The sequence below is a fragment of the Duganella sp. Dugasp56 genome (genome assembly GCF_047304105.1).
Taxonomy (GTDB): domain Bacteria; phylum Pseudomonadota; class Gammaproteobacteria; order Burkholderiales; family Burkholderiaceae_D; genus Rugamonas; species Rugamonas hordei.
In genome coordinates this window covers 1-14,833 of record NZ_JBGLYQ010000002.1, presented here as the reverse complement: position 1 = coordinate 14,833, position 14,833 = coordinate 1, and the positions used below count along the sequence as shown (strand labels likewise).

The window sequence follows — 14,833 nt, the reverse complement described above, 5'->3', positions numbered from 1 at the left end:
ATTCCCGCGGAAGCGGGAATCCATAGGCCGCGTCCAGCCCGGCTCAGCATGGATTCCCGCCTGCGCGGGAATGACGAGGCTCAAACTATAGAAACGGTTTATATGAAATCCATCAAAGTAGGCTTGTTAGGCGTCGGCAATGTCGGCGGCGGTACGTTCGATGTGCTCGCGCGCAACCAGGAAGAAATCCGCCGCCGCGCCGGCCGCGGCATCGAAGTGGTGGCCGTCTCGGCCCGCAACCTGGAACGCGCCAAGGCGCGCACCGGCGGCAAGGTCAAGGTCGTCGCCAGCCCGTTCGACATCGTCAACGATCCCGAGATCGACATCGTCGTCGAGCTGATCGGCGGCTACGACGAAGCCAAGGCGCTGGTGCTGCAGGCCATCGCCAACGGCAAGCACGTGGTCACCGCCAACAAGGCGCTGCTGGCCGTGCACGGCAACGAGATCTTCGCGGCGGCCCAGGCCAAGGGCGTGATGGTGGCGTTCGAGGCGGCCGTGGCCGGCGGCATCCCCATCATCAAGGCGCTGCGCGAAGGCCTGACCGCCAACCGCATCGAATGGCTGGCCGGCATCATCAACGGCACCACCAACTTCATCCTGTCCGAGATGCGCGACAAGGGCCTGGACTTCGCCACCGTGCTCAAGCAGGCACAGGAACTGGGCTACGCCGAAGCCGACCCGACCTTCGACATCGAAGGCGTGGACGCGGCGCACAAGGCCACCATCATGTCGGCCATCGCCTTCGGCATTCCGGTGCAGTTCGACAAGGCGCACGTCGAAGGCATCTCCAAGCTCAACGCGATCGACATCCGCTACGCCGAGCAGCTGGGCTACCGCATCAAGCTGCTGGGCATCGCCAAGCGCGCCAAGGTCAACGGCACCGAGGGCGTGGAGCTGCGCGTGCATCCGACGCTGATCCCGGCCAAGCGCCTGATCGCCAACGTCGAAGGCGCGATGAACGCGGTGCTGGTGCATGGCGACGCCGTCGGCGCCACGCTGTACTACGGCAAGGGCGCCGGCGCCGAGCCAACCGCATCGGCGGTGATCGCCGACCTGGTCGACATCACCCGCCTGGCCACGGCCGATCCGGAACACCGCGTGCCGCACCTGGCGTTCCAGCCCAACGAGATGACCGACATCGAGATCCTGCCGATGTCGGAGATCACCACCAGCTACTACCTGCGCATGAACGTCAGCGACCAGCCGGGCGTGCTGGCCGACCTGACCCGCATCCTGGCCGACGCCACGATCTCGATCGACGCCATGCTGCAGAAGGAGCCGGCCGAGGGCGAGACCCGCACCGACATCATCTTCCTGACCCACCAGACGCAGGAAAAGAACGTCACCGCCGCCATCGCCAAGATGGAAGGCTTGCCGACCGTGTGCGGCAGCGTGACCAAGATCCGCCTGGAAAACCTGAGTTAAGCCCCTGAGCCAAGCCGGACGAAAAAAAGCCGGGCAGCGTCTACGCACGCTGTCCGGCAAAGGGTCCTACTCCTATTAACTCGGTGCTGCCGCCGCGGCATCGCTGCCGCGGCTGTCCTGCGATTACTTCGAAGCGACCGTCAGTTCGCTTTTCACTTCTTTCACGCCTGGCACTGCCGAGGCGACCTGGATCGCCTTGGTGCCGACATCGGTGCTGGCTACCGAGCCGCTGAGAACGACCACGCCGTCGGTGGTGGTCACGCCGATTTGTTTTTGATCAGCCAGGGAAGCCTTGATTTTGCTGGTGATGGCGTCGTCGTTGGTGGCGGCGCCGGTCTTGGCTGCGCCGGCCATGGCGGCGTCGGTCTGGGCGAAGGCGGTGCCGGTGGCGGCAGCGGCGGTCAGGGTGGCGGCAACCATCAGGCGGGCGATCAGTTTGGTAGTCATCATGATTTGCTTCCTTTTTCAAGTTAGGGTGAAACGTCAGTGACGTTACCCTATCCTCAGCAAACCCCGTGCCAGCTCTGATATTCCCTTTTAATTCAATGGCTTAAGTGCGATTTTCCTGCTGGAAAGCGGGTTGGCATGGCATTTCAGGCCATATTGCCGCGATTTTGTCGGGTTTTGGCGACAAGCTCCGGCCGCCAATCGCCAAGTTATTGATTCTTAAGGGGTTCTTCCTGTCGCTCGGCGGCGACAAGGCTGGAATCGCTACGGAAGAGACTGGCATCCAGGTCGTATTTCTGCAGCAGGCGGTAGAACTCCGTGCGGTTGCGCTCGGCCAGGCGGGCGGCGTCGGCGACGTTGCCGTCGGTCAGTTTCAGTAGCTGGACCAGGTAGTTGCGCTCGAAGCGCTGCTTGGCCTCGGTATAGCTGAGCACCTCCAGCGACGGCACCCGCAAGGCCCGCTGCACCAGCGACAGCGGCACCAGCGGCGCCGTGGCCAGCGCGCACACGTGTTCGATCACGTTGTACAGCTGGCGCACGTTGCCGGGCCAGGCGGCCGTGGTCAGCGCCTCCAGCGCGCCGGGGGCGTAGCCGCGCACCGTCTTGCCGTACTTGGCGGCCAGCGTCAGCAGGAACTGGGTCGCCATCGGCGCGATGTCCTCGCGCCGCTGCGACAGCGGCGGCAGGGTCAGCGTGATGACGTTGAGGCGGTAGTACAAGTCCTCGCGGAACTGGCCTTCGAGCATGGCGGCGTCCAGGTCGCGGTGGGTGGCCGACAGGATGCGCACGTCGACCGGCCGCGCGACGTCCGAGCCCAGCTGGCGCACCACGCGCTCCTGCAGCACCCGCAGCAGCTTGACCTGCAGCAGCAGCGGCATGTCGCCGATCTCGTCGAGGAACAGCGTGCCGCCGTCGGCCGCCTGCAGCAGGCCTTCGCGGGCGGCGACGGCGCCGGTGTAGGCGCCCTTGACGTGGCCGAACAGCTCGGACTCCAGCAGCGGCTCCGGTATCGCGCCGCAATTGACGGCGATGAACGGCGCCTTGCTGCGGCGGCTGGCGCGGTGGATGGCGTTGGCCAGCAGCTCCTTGCCGGTGCCGCTTTCGCCGCGGATCAGGATGCTGGCGTCGGAGGCGGCCACCAGCCGCGCCTCGGCCAGCAATTCGTCCATCACCTGGCTGCGGCTGATGAGGCCGGCGCGCCAGGCGTGGTCGCCGCTGGCCGCGCCGGGATCGGGGGCGGACAGGCTCAGCGCCTGCGCCACGCGCTCCAGCAGCAGCTTGGCGTCGAACGGCTTGGTCAGGTAGGCGTAGGCGCCCAGCGTGGTCGCCTCCACCGCGTCGGGGATGGTGCCGTGGGCGGTCAGCAGGATCACCGGCAGCGCCGGCCAGGTGCTGCGGATTTCCTGGAACAGCGACATGCCGTCGCGGTCCGGCAGGCGGATGTCGCTGATGACCAGACGAGGCAGCTCGATGGCCATGCGCGCCAGCGCCGCCTCGGCGCTGCCGACCGCCGTGACGCGGTAGCCGTTGGCGCCCAGCCGCATCGACAGCAGGCGCAGCAGGTCGGCGTCGTCGTCGACCAGCAGCAGGTGGGCGCCCTGGCTGGCGGCAGGAGCTTGCGCGGCGCTCATTTGATCACCGCCTGCGGGCCGGGCGCAGGCCGCGCCGGCAGCGTGCGTTCGATGGTCTTCAGGCCTTCCAGCATGTCGTTCAGCTGTTCGATGCGGCGCTGGCTGTCCTTTTGCTGCACCAGCAGCTTGTCGGCATGGTCGGCCAGCCGGCGCGTTTCCGCGCAGTTGCTGGACAGCAGTTGCGCCAGCGCCTTGAACGGCGCCGATTCGGTGTCGGTGGCGGTGGCCACGCTGTCGAGCAGCGCCTGGGCGCGCGCCAGGTCGCCGCTGCCGCGCGTCAGCATCAGCACCATGCCCATCTGCACCGCCACGCGCGGGCTGCGCTGCTGCAAGCCCAGTCCGCTCAGCTCCTTCAGCATGTCGCCCTGGCTCATCTTGCGCAGTTGCTGGTGGTAGCTGAGCAGCGGCCCGACTTCGTCCGGCGGCGCCAGCGGCGCCACTTCCTGCACCGGTGGTGGCGGCGGCAGGTTGACTTCCATCTGCGGAGGCGGCGCCGGCATCGGCGAATTCAGGCTGCAGCCGGCCAGCGACAGGCTGAGCAGCAACAGGATCAGCAGCAGCGGGGGCCGCAAGGCGGCGCGAGGATGATCATATTTCATAGGGCAATTCGATTCTGAAATGCGCGCCGCGTTCGGCGGGCAACAGTTGCAAGGCGCCGCCGTGGGCGGCGACGTATTCGTGGACGATGGACAGGCCGATGCCGTTGCCGCGGCGCGCGCCCGGCGGCTGGCGCTGTCCCTGGTAGAACGGTTCGAAGATGCGCGCCGCGTCGTCCGGCGCCACGCCCGGCCCCTGGTCGACGCAATCGAGCAGCAGCCTGCCGTGCCGCTCGCCGAGGCGGAAGGAGATCAGTCCGCCTTGCGGGCTGAAGCGCACCGCGTTCGACAGCAGGTTGCCGATCGCCACGCCGAGCTTGTCGGCATCGACGGCGATCGCGCGCGCCTTGCCTTCGGTACTGACGGTCAGGCCGCCGGCCTGCCACTGCAGCCGCTGCGCGGCGATCGCCTGCTGCAGCAAGGCCGCCATGTCGGCCGGATGGCGCTGCAGGTGGTGGGCGTCGAAGGTGGCCGCGTTGTAACGCAGCAGCGCTTCGATCTGCGACTGCAGCGCCGCCGTGTTCTGGTTCAAGATGCCGGCGATCTCGCGCTGGTTGGGCGACAGCGCGCCGGCCACGCCATCCTCCAGCAGGGCCACCCCCTCGCGCAGCGCGGCCAGCGGCGTCTTCAGCTCGTGCGAGATGTGGCGCAGGAAGCGCGCCTTGTCCGCCTCCAGGTCGGCCAGCCGCTGGCGCAGCCAGTTCAGTTGCTGACCGACGCGCTGCAGGTCGCTGGGGCCGCGCACCTCGATCGCGTGGTCGAAGCGGTTTTCGCCGAGCAGGTCGATCGCCGTTTCGATTTGCGCCAGCGGGCGCGACAGCCACAGGCCGAAGCCGCCGGCCAGCAGCGCCGCCAGCACGATGGACCCCAGCACCTGCGCCTTGAGCACGGCGCGCCGCTGGTCCAGCTCGCCCAGCAGTTCGCTGTTGCGGCGCTCGACTTCCTGCTTGACCTCGTCGGCCAGCCGGGCGTTCACCGTGGGCAGCGGCGCCAGCACTTTTTCCAGCGCCTGCTGGCGTGCGGACGAGCGCGGTCGCGCCGGCGCCTGCAACAAGTCCCAGGCCTGCTCACCGGATCTGCGCCACAGGTCGAAGGTGGCGGCCGGCGTGTAGGGCAGGGACGCCGCCACCGCGTCCAGCGCGGCGCGCGCCTCGCGCCAGGCGTCGGCGTAGCGCTTGCGGAAGGCCGGGTCGTCCAGCACCAGGAACTGGCGCGCGCTGCGCGTCATCGCCACGCTGCGTTCGGCCAGCTGCTGCGTGTTTTCGGTCAGCGCCAGCGCATGGCGGCCGCTGTCGCGGCTGTGCGCGGCAAGCCGGTCCAGCGTCCACAGGGCATGCAGGGAAGCCGCGCTCAGCAGCACCGCGATCAGCAGGAAGACGCCCAGCAGCAATTGGCGAAACGAGAGTTTCGAGAGCATCGTCGTTGAATAGTATCTATATTGGCTGAATGATATGGCGAAAGCGCCCCTACAGCCTGTTCGATTGGGGGCGTTGCAGTTCCGCACAGCAGCGGAATTTTCTGTTGCGCATGGCAACTGACTTCGATTACGCTGAATTTCAAATGTAATAACGCCGATTTAACCTTTGGGGAATGTTATGGCTAGTCTTCTGCGCCGCCTGTCGATACAGCAAAAACTGATGGTCAGCATGGGCGCCTGCCTGTTGCTGTTCCTGGCGATCTCGGCAACGCTGAGCGTGGTGATGACCGGCAACAGTATCCGCGACCGTGTGGTCAATACGGAACTGCCGGCGGAGGTGGGCGAGATCCGCAACGACATCCTGCGCCAGATCGGCGAGCCGCTGTCGGCCACGCTGGCGATCGGCGCCAATACCTTCCTGCTGGATTGGGAAAAAGCCGGCTTGCCGGACACCGGCCTGCCGGCCTGGACCGCCTACGCCGCCAGCATGAAGAAAACCATGAAGGCGGCCGCCGTGTCGTGGGTATCCGGCAGCACCGGCAGGTACTTCGACGAGAAGGGCTACAGCCGCACCTTGGACAAGGGCGCGGCGGCCGACCAGTGGTTCTTCAGCTTCCTCGCCGGCGGCAAGCCGTATTCGCTGAACCTGGACAAGGAACCGGGCGCCACCGCATACAACGTCTTCATCAACACCCGCTTTGACGCCGGCGACGGCAAGATCGGCGTGGCCAGCCTGGGGCTGGCGGTCGACAAGCTGGCCGAGACCATCCGCACATACAAGGTGGGCGCCTCCGGCTTCGTGTACCTGGTGCGGCCGAACGGCATGCTGATCGTGCACCGCGACGCCGCGCTGGCGGACGGCCAGCACTTCATGAAGGACTTGCCGGGCTTTAACGCCGAACTCGGCACCAAGCTGCTGGCCGGCGAACGCTACGCCAACGCCAGCTACAAGGCGCCGGACGGCAAGCGGCTGGTGGCCTCGTCGTTCGTGCCGGAGCTGAATATGTATGTGATCGCCGAAGTGCCGGAGGCCGAGGTGCTGGGTGCCGTCACCCGCTCGGTGACGATTTCGGCGCTGGTGGGCGGCCTGGTCGGCGGCGGCGTCGGCATGCTGGTGATCCTGCTGGTGAGCCGGGCGATTGCCGCACCGGTGGCGCGCGCCGCGCACATGCTGGGCGAAATCGCCGACGGCAACGGCGACTTGAGCCGCCGCATGACGGTCGAGAGCGAGGATGAGGTGGGCGCGCTGGCCCACGGCTTCAACCGCTTCGTGTCCTCGCTGAACGGCACGATACGCCAGGTGCGCGACAGCACCGAGACCATCGCCACGGCATCGAGCGAGATCGCCAGCGGCAACCTGGATCTGTCGTCGCGCACCGAGGCGCAGGCCTCCAGCCTGGAGGAGACTGCATCGGCGATGGAGCAGTTGACGGCGACCGTGACGCAGAACGCCGAGAGCGCCAAGCATGCCAATCAGCTGGTGCAGTCGGCGTCCGGCTTCGCCACCCAGGGCGGCGAGGTGGTGGGGCGCGTGGTGCAGACCATGGTGTCGATCAAGGATTCGTCGCGCAAGATCGTCGACATCATCGCGGTCATCGACGGCATCGCTTTTCAGACCAATATCCTGGCGCTGAACGCGGCGGTCGAGGCGGCGCGCGCGGGCGAGCAGGGACGCGGCTTCGCGGTGGTCGCTTCCGAGGTGCGCAACCTGGCGCAGCGCTCGGCCTCGGCGGCCAAGGAGATCAAGGAGTTGATCGGCGATTCGGTGGTGAAGGTCGACGCCGGCAGCGTGCTGGTGGACGAAGCCGGTGCCACGATGAGCAAGATCGTATCGTCAGTGGAGCAGGTGACCAGCATCATGGGCGAGATCGTCTCCGCCAGCCACGAGCAGAGCGAAGGCATCGCGCAGGTGAACCTGGCGGTGACCGAAATCGACAGCACCACGCAGCAGAACGCCGCGCTGGTGGAGCAAGCCGCCGCGGCGGCGGGTTCGCTGCAGGAACAGGCGGCCCACCTGGCGCAGGTGGTCAGCGTGTTCAAGCTGGAAGACGAACCGCGCGGCGGCATGGCGGCGCGGCTGGCCCTGCGCTAGGCTGGAGGCGCGGCATGATCGTCAGGTTCCGGCCGACCTCTTTGAGCGATTCAACAAGTTAGCTATACTGGGTCGTTATCGGGTGCGGACGTTCATTCGAGACTTGTCGTCAAATTAGATTGGAATTCTGCCCCATGTACATCGTTGACCTGACTTATTTGAAACCGCTGGCGGAGATTGAGCCGCATCTGGCAGCGCATCGCGCGTTTCTTGATGAGCATTATGTGCGCGGGATCTTTATCGCATCCGGCCCCAAGAATCCGCGCGATGGTGGCGTGATCGTGGTTGGCGGCCGGGTGTCGCGGCCGGAGCTGGATGCATTGCTGGCGCAGGATCCGTTCGCTCGGAACGGCATCGCCAGCTATCGCGTGACGGAGTTCGAAGCCACCAAGCACCAGCCGGCGCTTGCCGAGTTGTTGTAATCAGGCGGGCGGGCCGACGTCCATGCCGTCGTAGGCTTCGATCTGCTGTTCCTCGACGAATTTGTAGAACTCCTGGTTGCGTGCGTGCAGCGTGTCGACCGTGTGCTTCTCGACTTTTTCCACGTGCAGCCACCACAGCGCCGGCGTATCCGCTTCCGGCTTCGAGTCGTAGATGCCGACGGTCTTGTAGCCCTTGGCCATCAGCAGCGCGGCGGCGCTTTCCAGCTTGCTCTTGGTCGGGTCGGCAAAAAAGTAGCCCCACAACAGCGGCTTGGCGATATCCCACGGCGCGTTCTGCTTCATGTCGGCAAACAGCTCGACCATTTCTTCTTTTGTGATCATTTTCTACGTCCTTGTTATGGTGCTACCGCGATGTGGCGTACATTTTACCGCAGCAGGCGCCGCAGGCGCAGTGCGTGGACGAAGGAAGGCACGTCGGTTTGCCATCGCGGCAGGATGACGGAGATGGCCAGGCCTTCAACATCGGCGACGATGCCCATGTAGATGGCCAGCGCCACGGCCGTGCCGTTCAGGCCCAGCACCAGCAGCGCGAAGAAGCCGGCGAACAGGAAGATGCCCCACAGTTTCGAGGACCACATGTGGTAGCTGGCTTCGCGTCCGAACTTGCGCAGGTCGTAGGCGTAGCGGGCCAGTTCCAGCGTGGCCAGCACGGCCAGCGCGGCCGCATGGTCGAGGATCGCGCCGGGGTGCAGGTGCCAGGCGGCGAATACGGCGGCGAGGTAGAAGATGGAGTCGGCGACGCTGTCGAGCCGGCGCAGGTTCGGTGTCGCGATGCCGAGGCGGCGCGCGATGATGCCGTCGAATACGTCCGACAGGAAGGCGGCGACCAGGCAGGCGCCGAACGCGGCGCCGCTGGGATGGTAGAGGGCGAGCACCACCACCACCGGCGCCAGCAGCGCGCGCAGCGCCGTCAGCGAGACGGGAATCAGGTTGATCGCCGCAGCCATCATTTCGACGCTGAAGCCACCGCGGGAAGCCTGATCTCGACCTTGAGCCCCTGGCCGCCGGCGGCATCGGACAGCGTGATGGCGGCGCCGTGCAGGCTGGCGATGTCGCGCACGATGGCCAGGCCCAGGCCGGCGCCGCCCGGATTGCGCTCCAGCGTGGCGGCGGCGCGGTAGAACGGCGCGAACACGCGTTCGCGCTCCGACGCCGGAATGCCGTGGCCGCTGTCTTCGACTTCCAGCGTCACGCCGCCGCCACGTTGGGCCACCCGCAGCACCACCGTGCCACCCTGCGGCGTGTAGCGCAAGGCATTGTCGACCAGGTTGGCGATCATCTCGTGCAGCAGCAGACCCTGGCCGTCGACGACGCATTCCGTCTCGGCCTCCAGCGACAGGTCGATCTGCTTGGCCACCGCCGCCATCGCCATCTCCAGCCCGACCTGGCGCGCGATGTCGCGCAGCGACACCGGTTCCGATTGCGCCGCCGCGCCGTCGGCGTTGCCGCCATGTTCGATGCGGGCCAGCGTCAGCAGGCGGTTGGCCAGATTGACGGTGGAGTCGGTGGTGGCGGCGATGCTGTGGACGATCTCGCGCAGCGCCGCCTTGGTCTCGTCGGGATGGGCGCCGGCGCGGTCGCATTCGCGCAGCGCCAGTTCGGCCTGCGTCTTCAGCACCGTCAGCGGGGTGCGCAGCTGGTGCGAGGCGTCGGCGATGAAGCGGCGCTGGCTGCTGATCAGGATGTGCAGCCGCGAGCGCGAACTGTTCATCGCCGCCACCAGCGGCCGCACCTCCTTGTGCACCAGCGTCGGATCGACGTCGGACGAGTCGTTCAGGCTACGCGTCTCCACCGCGATTTTCAGCCGCATCAACGGCTGCAGCACCAGCCGCACCGCGAACCATACCAGCAGCGCCACCGCCAGCAGCAGCAAGGCTTGCCACACCAGCGTGTCGAACAGGATCTGGTTCGACAGGCCGCGCCGCGCCTCCAGCGTCTCGCCGACCTGGATCAGCGCGATGCCGCGCATCGAGTCGTCGTACACCGGCTGCAGCAGCGCGGCGATGCGCACCGGCTGGCCGTTGTAGCTGGCGTGATAGAAGCGCACCAGCGCCGGATAGGCTTCCGAGCGCGGCACGTTGGCCGGCACCGCCGGCAGGTCGCCGTAGCCGGACACCGTCTCGCCGTTGAGCCCCGTGACCTTGTAGTAGATGCGGCCCAGCGTGTCGGTCTCGAAGCTGTCCAGCGCCACGTAGGGCACGTCCGCCACCACCTTGCCGTCGACGATGGAGACGCGCTCCGCCAGCGCGCGGGTGGAGGCCAGCAGCGAGCGGTCGTAGGCGACATCGGCGGCGTCGAGTGCGTTGCGGTAGACCGAGACGGTGTTCAGCGCCACCAGCACCAGCAAAGGGCCCAGCAGCCAGCGCAGCAGCTGGCCGCGCAGGCTGCCCAGCGGCGCGCCGGGACCGATCAGGCGATGGAGTGTGCCGGAAAGCGCCATTTAACCGGCTGGGGTGGAAGGCGTAGCCGAGGCGGGGCGGGGCTGCAGCAGGTAGCCGATGCCGCGCAGCGTGGTGATGACGGCGGCATCCGGCCCGGCGATGTCGAGTTTCTTGCGCACGCGGTGGATGTACAGTTCGATGGCGTCGAGGTTGGCGTCGTCGGCCAGCGCGAAGACTTCGTCGAACAGCTTCTCCTTGGAGACGGCGCGGCCGGCGCGGGTGATCAGCGTTTCAAGCACCGCGTGTTCGCGCGGCGTCAGCGCCAGCGCGTTGCCGGCGTAGGTGAACATGCGGGTGACGGTGTCGAAGCTGAGCGCGCCGCAGTTGTGCACCAGCGCCTCGTTGCCGACGCTGCGGCGCAGCAAAGCCTTGACCCGCGCTTCCAGCTCGGCCAGTTCGAAGGGCTTGGCCAGATAGTCGTCGGCGCCCAGGTTCAGGCCTTGCACCCGGTCTTCCAGGCCGCCGCGGGCGGTCAGTATCAGCACCGGGGTCTGGCCGCGCGGGGCGCCGCGCGCGCGCAGGCGCTTCAGCACTTCCAGCCCGTCCATGCGCGGCAGGGTCAGGTCCAGGATCACCAGCGCGTAATCCTGCGTGTGCAGCAGGGCGTCGGCGTCGGCGCCGTTGTCCGCGCATTCAACCGTCAGGTTGGCGTCGCGCAGCGCCTTCGACAGCCAATGTGAGAGCTCAGTGTGGTCTTCAACTAACAGTATGCGCATAAGTTCTTGCCAACAATATGAAATAAGTTCAGTGTAAGGCCAGAATCATGGTCTCAGGCGCCGCAAAAGGGAAGCCCTCGCCTGGTTTGTGGTGCATGGACGACAGGTATCCGCGCCGATGTGGTAATGAAATGCCAGTGAAAGGCAATTGAAAGGAAGCGACTCCTATAGTGACAGCCTGATCACAAAAATCAGGCATCACAAATAACTATATCCTCTGGAGACAACATGAAGAAATCCGCATTGACCCTCGCAGTCATGGCTTTGGCCGCAGCAAGTGGCGCCGTCCAGGCGCAAACCAACGTGCAGGTCTACGGCCTGCTGGACATGGGCGTTGAAGTCGCCAATAACAAAACACCAACAGGCGGCAGCCAGACCAGCGTGATTTCCGGCGGTATGAACACCTCGCGCTGGGGCTTGCGTGGCACCGAAGATCTGGGTGGCGGTTTGAAAGCAGTATTCAACCTGGAAGGCGGCATCCTGATGGACACCGGCGCCGCCGACGGCCCGCTGTTCAAACGTCAGGCCACCGTGGGCCTCGAAGGTTCGTTCGGCCGCGTCGTTCTCGGCCGCTCGTTCACCAGCGTGTACGACACCGTGATTTCCTTCGATCCGATGGGCTTCGCACCGTACTACTCGTGGGCCACTTCCGGTCCGGCCACCGGCCCTAGCAAGTACGGCTTCACCACCGCTTACGACAACATCATCAAGTACAGCAACACCTTCGGCGACTTCAAGTTTGCCGCCAACTACGCGGCGGGTGAGCAGACCACCGGCACGCAGGACAGCGCCAAGGTCGGCTTCGCAGGCGTCTACAAAATCGGCGGCGCCAACCTGATGGCGACCTGGGAGCGCAACAACGGCAACACCGTGGCCGCCACCGGCAACCGCGACAAGAACACCGTCTGGCACCTGGGCGCCAACTACGAGAACGGCCCGTTGAAGCTGTGGGGCGTGGTGCGCGACTACAAACTCGTCGCCGGCAAGGCCCTGACGGCCGATGTCGATGCCACCACCACCTGGGCCGGCGTCGCCTACAAGACCAACGACGTGACCACGCTGACCGGCGCGATCTATCATATGAACGTCAAGAACGTCGCCGCCGGCAAGGACGCCGACCCGACCATGTACGTGGCGCGCTATCGCTACGCACTGTCCAAGCGCACCGACCTGCATGTGTCGGCCGCCTACGTCAAGGCCAAGAATGGCCAGCTGACCGGCCTGTCGCGCGACGACGCCGGCTACGGCACCACCCAGCACGGTGTGACCGTCGGCATGCAGCACCGCTTCTAAGCCAAGGAAAAGGACGCGGCGTTTTTCTTCAAAACGCCGCGTCCTGAAAGCGCTTTGAAAGCTTCACCGTTCTAAGATACCTACAAGATGACTAAAGTTTTGCTGGCTTTGATTGCCGCGCTTTTTCTGGGCGCGGCAGCGCAGGCCGCAAGCCTGGAGTGCATCGTGCCGTCCAAGCCGGGCGGGGCGATGGACCTCACCTGCAAGCTGGCGCAAAAGGGTTTGCAGGGCTTGCGCGGGTCGCCGAACCCGCCGCCGTCGGATATGCACATCAGCTATCTGCCGGGCGGCATTGGAGCGGTGGCCTGGCATTCGCTGGTGTCGCAGCGGCGCGCGGAACCGAACACGCTGGTGGCTTTTTCGGGCGGCTCGCTGCTCAATCTGGCGCAGGGCAAGTTCGGCAAGGCCAAGGCGGCCGATGTGCGCTGGGTGGCGGCGCTGGGCGCCGACTACGGCATGATCGCGGTGCGCGCCGATTCGCCCTACAAGACGCTGGGCGAGCTGGTGGCGGCGCTGAAGGATCATCCGCAGAAGGTGCTGATCGGCGTCTCCGGCACCATCGGCAGCCAGGACTGGCTGAAGATGGCGATGGTGGTCAAGACCGCCGGCGTCGATCCCAAGGTGCTGCGTTTCGTGGCGCTGGAAGGCGGCGGCGAAGCCTTCGCCGCGATGCACGCGAATCTGGTGCAGGTGGTGTCCGGCGATGCCAGCGAGGCGACCTTGTATGCGGCCAGCGGCAATACGCGGGTGCTGGCGATACTGGCCGAACACCGGCTGCCGGGCGTGTTGGCGAATGTGCCGACGGCGCGCGAGCAGGGCATCGATGTGGTGTGGCCCATCATCCGCGGCGTGTGGATGGGGCCTCAAGTGTCGGACGCGGATTATCAGCACTGGGTATCGAACTTCGACCGGGTGCTGGCCAGTCCGCAGTTCGCGCAAATGCGCGCGGCGTCGGGGCTGTTCCCGTTTGGGCTGACCGGCGACGCGCTGGGAGCGTACGTAAAAAAGGCCGTGGACGATTACGGCAGGCGCGCCGCCGAACTCGGTCTGGTGCGCTGATCAAACAAACATATAAGAACTGGAGACGAAGATGATGAAGACCACTTTGGCCGCTGCATGCGCCACCCTGTTTGCTGCGACGCTGGCCGCCCCGGCTTTTGCGCAGGTGCCCGCCGGCTATCCGGCCGACTATCAGAAGATCATCGACGGCGCCAAGAAAGAGGGCAAGCTGGTGCTCTACGGCGCCACCGACAGCAAGGCGACCGCGCCGCTGATCAAGGACTTCAATGCGCTGTACCCGGGCATCACCGTCGAGTACAACGACATGAACTCGACCGAGGTGTACAACCGCTTCATCTCCGAGGTTGCCGCCGGCGGCAACACGGCAGACGGCATGTGGTCGTCCGCGATGGACCTGCAGATGCGCCTGGCCTCGGACGGCTACGCGCTCAAGTACAAGTCGGTGGAAGCGGCCAAGATCCCCGGCTGGGCGGTATGGGACGACCAGGCCTACGGCACCACGTTCGAGCCGGCCGCCATCGTCTACAACAAGCGCCTGGTGGACGCCAAGGAAGTGCCGCAGACGCACGCCGATTTCGCCAAGCTGATTCTGCAGCCGAAATTCAAGGACAAGGTCACCACCTACGACATCGAAAAATCCGGCGTCGGCTTCATGTTCATGACGCAGGACGCGCGCGAGAATCCGAAGTTCCTGGAGTTGGAAAACGCCTTCGGCGAAGCCAAGGTGCGCGTGCAGTCGTCCACCGGCACGATGATGGAGCGTATCTCGTCGGGCGAGAACCTGATCGGCTACAACGTGCTGGGCTCCTACGCGCTGGTGCGCGCCAAGACCGACCCGTCGATCGGCGTGGTGCTGCCGAAGGACTACACGCTGATCCTGTCGCGCGTGTTCTTCATCAACAAGGCCGCCAAGAACGTCAACGCCGCCAAGCTGTGGCTGGACTACATGCTGTCGCACCGCGGCCAGACCATCATCGCCAACGATTCGAAGTTGTTCGCGATCCGCGCCGACGTCACCGGCGAGACCACCTCGGCGGACCTGATCAAGCAGATCGGCAAGGACAACGTCAAGCCGGTGCCGGTCCATCCTATCGTGCTGCAGTTCCTGGGCCCGCAAAAGCGCATGGCTTTCCTCAAGCAGTGGAAAGAAACCGCAGGCAAGAAGTAATCCGTATCGCCGGGGGGGGGCGGGGGGGCCCGCCCCGGCGCCCCCCCCCAACCCCGGGGGGGGAAAAACGGGGGGGTTTTAAAAAAAGGACCGGGCCGCCCGAATGGGAGGGGTGGTGGGGGGGGGGGGGGGGGGAAGAAAAAA

General features: G+C 65.9%; 14 protein-coding genes. 6 read left to right on the top strand and 8 right to left on the bottom strand.

Annotated elements, in window-relative coordinates; genetic code table 11:
- Positions 1 to 102 precede the first annotated feature (102 nt).
- Entirely contained in the window at positions 103 to 1,425 is a 1,323-nt protein-coding gene (locus ACCD07_RS01135) for a homoserine dehydrogenase (protein ID WP_353405340.1), read from the top strand.
- Positions 1,426 to 1,548: 123 nt separating this feature from the next.
- Here ACCD07_RS01135 and ACCD07_RS01130 read toward each other — a convergent pair whose 3' ends face one another.
- The 4 genes from ACCD07_RS01130 to ACCD07_RS01115 all read right to left on the bottom strand — a co-directional run bounded on the left by ACCD07_RS01130 (position 1,549) and on the right by ACCD07_RS01115 (position 5,516).
- The gene (locus ACCD07_RS01130; protein ID WP_176652074.1) at positions 1,549 to 1,875 is read right to left on the bottom strand and encodes a BON domain-containing protein; all 327 of its coding nucleotides are present in this window, start codon (positions 1,873 to 1,875) and stop codon (positions 1,549 to 1,551) included.
- A 206-nt stretch (positions 1,876 to 2,081) separates the two neighbouring features.
- Entirely contained in the window at positions 2,082 to 3,503 is a 1,422-nt protein-coding gene (locus ACCD07_RS01125; RefSeq protein ID WP_353405342.1) for a sigma 54-interacting transcriptional regulator, read from the bottom strand.
- The gene (locus ACCD07_RS01120) at positions 3,500 to 4,102 is read right to left on the bottom strand and encodes a hypothetical protein (RefSeq protein ID WP_353405344.1); all 603 of its coding nucleotides are present in this window, start codon (positions 4,100 to 4,102) and stop codon (positions 3,500 to 3,502) included. Before ACCD07_RS01120 ends, ACCD07_RS01125 begins: the two co-directional genes overlap by 4 nt.
- Entirely contained in the window at positions 4,092 to 5,516 is a 1,425-nt protein-coding gene (locus ACCD07_RS01115; protein WP_176652071.1) for a sensor histidine kinase, read from the bottom strand. Before ACCD07_RS01115 ends, ACCD07_RS01120 begins: the two co-directional genes overlap by 11 nt.
- Positions 5,517 to 5,694: 178 nt before the next feature.
- Between ACCD07_RS01115 and ACCD07_RS01110 the strand changes: the two genes are divergently transcribed.
- Both ACCD07_RS01110 and ACCD07_RS01105 read left to right on the top strand, forming a co-directional pair.
- Entirely contained in the window at positions 5,695 to 7,608 is a 1,914-nt protein-coding gene (locus ACCD07_RS01110) for a methyl-accepting chemotaxis protein (RefSeq protein WP_413446257.1), read from the top strand.
- A 134-nt stretch (positions 7,609 to 7,742) separates the two neighbouring features.
- Positions 7,743 to 8,030 (top strand): YciI family protein, encoded by a 288-nt coding sequence (locus tag ACCD07_RS01105; protein WP_413446256.1) that lies wholly within the window; start codon positions 7,743 to 7,745, stop codon positions 8,028 to 8,030.
- On the opposite strand, the gene ACCD07_RS01100 is transcribed toward ACCD07_RS01105, so the two are convergent.
- From ACCD07_RS01100 to ACCD07_RS01085, 4 genes are read right to left on the bottom strand one after another with little or no spacing between them, the layout of a single operon-like run.
- Complete coding sequence (locus tag ACCD07_RS01100; protein ID WP_176652068.1) at positions 8,031 to 8,372, bottom strand: ribonuclease E inhibitor RraB; 342 nt, start codon at positions 8,370 to 8,372, stop codon at positions 8,031 to 8,033.
- 44 nt (positions 8,373 to 8,416) lie between these two features.
- Positions 8,417 to 9,001: a CDP-alcohol phosphatidyltransferase family protein gene (locus tag ACCD07_RS01095; RefSeq protein WP_413446255.1), complete on the bottom strand. Its 585-nt coding sequence runs from the start codon at positions 8,999 to 9,001 to the stop codon at positions 8,417 to 8,419.
- Entirely contained in the window at positions 8,998 to 10,491 is a 1,494-nt protein-coding gene (locus tag ACCD07_RS01090) for a sensor histidine kinase (protein ID WP_413446254.1), read from the bottom strand. The genes ACCD07_RS01095 and ACCD07_RS01090 overlap by 4 nt, the downstream gene beginning before the upstream one ends.
- Positions 10,492 to 11,208 (bottom strand): response regulator, encoded by a 717-nt coding sequence (locus tag ACCD07_RS01085; protein WP_176652063.1) that lies wholly within the window; start codon positions 11,206 to 11,208, stop codon positions 10,492 to 10,494. It lies immediately after the preceding gene.
- A 228-nt stretch (positions 11,209 to 11,436) separates the two neighbouring features.
- Between ACCD07_RS01085 and ACCD07_RS01080 the strand changes: the two genes are divergently transcribed.
- From ACCD07_RS01080 to ACCD07_RS01070, 3 genes are all read left to right on the top strand, one after another.
- Complete coding sequence (locus ACCD07_RS01080) at positions 11,437 to 12,501, top strand: porin (protein ID WP_176652062.1); 1,065 nt, start codon at positions 11,437 to 11,439, stop codon at positions 12,499 to 12,501.
- A gap of 87 nt (positions 12,502 to 12,588) precedes the next feature.
- Positions 12,589 to 13,560: a Bug family tripartite tricarboxylate transporter substrate binding protein gene (locus tag ACCD07_RS01075; protein WP_176652061.1), complete on the top strand. Its 972-nt coding sequence runs from the start codon at positions 12,589 to 12,591 to the stop codon at positions 13,558 to 13,560.
- Between the two features lie 31 nt (positions 13,561 to 13,591).
- On the top strand, positions 13,592 to 14,689 hold the full coding sequence (locus tag ACCD07_RS01070; protein WP_413446253.1) for an ABC transporter substrate-binding protein: 1,098 nt from the start codon (positions 13,592 to 13,594) through the stop codon (positions 14,687 to 14,689).
- Positions 14,690 to 14,833 lie beyond the last annotated feature (144 nt).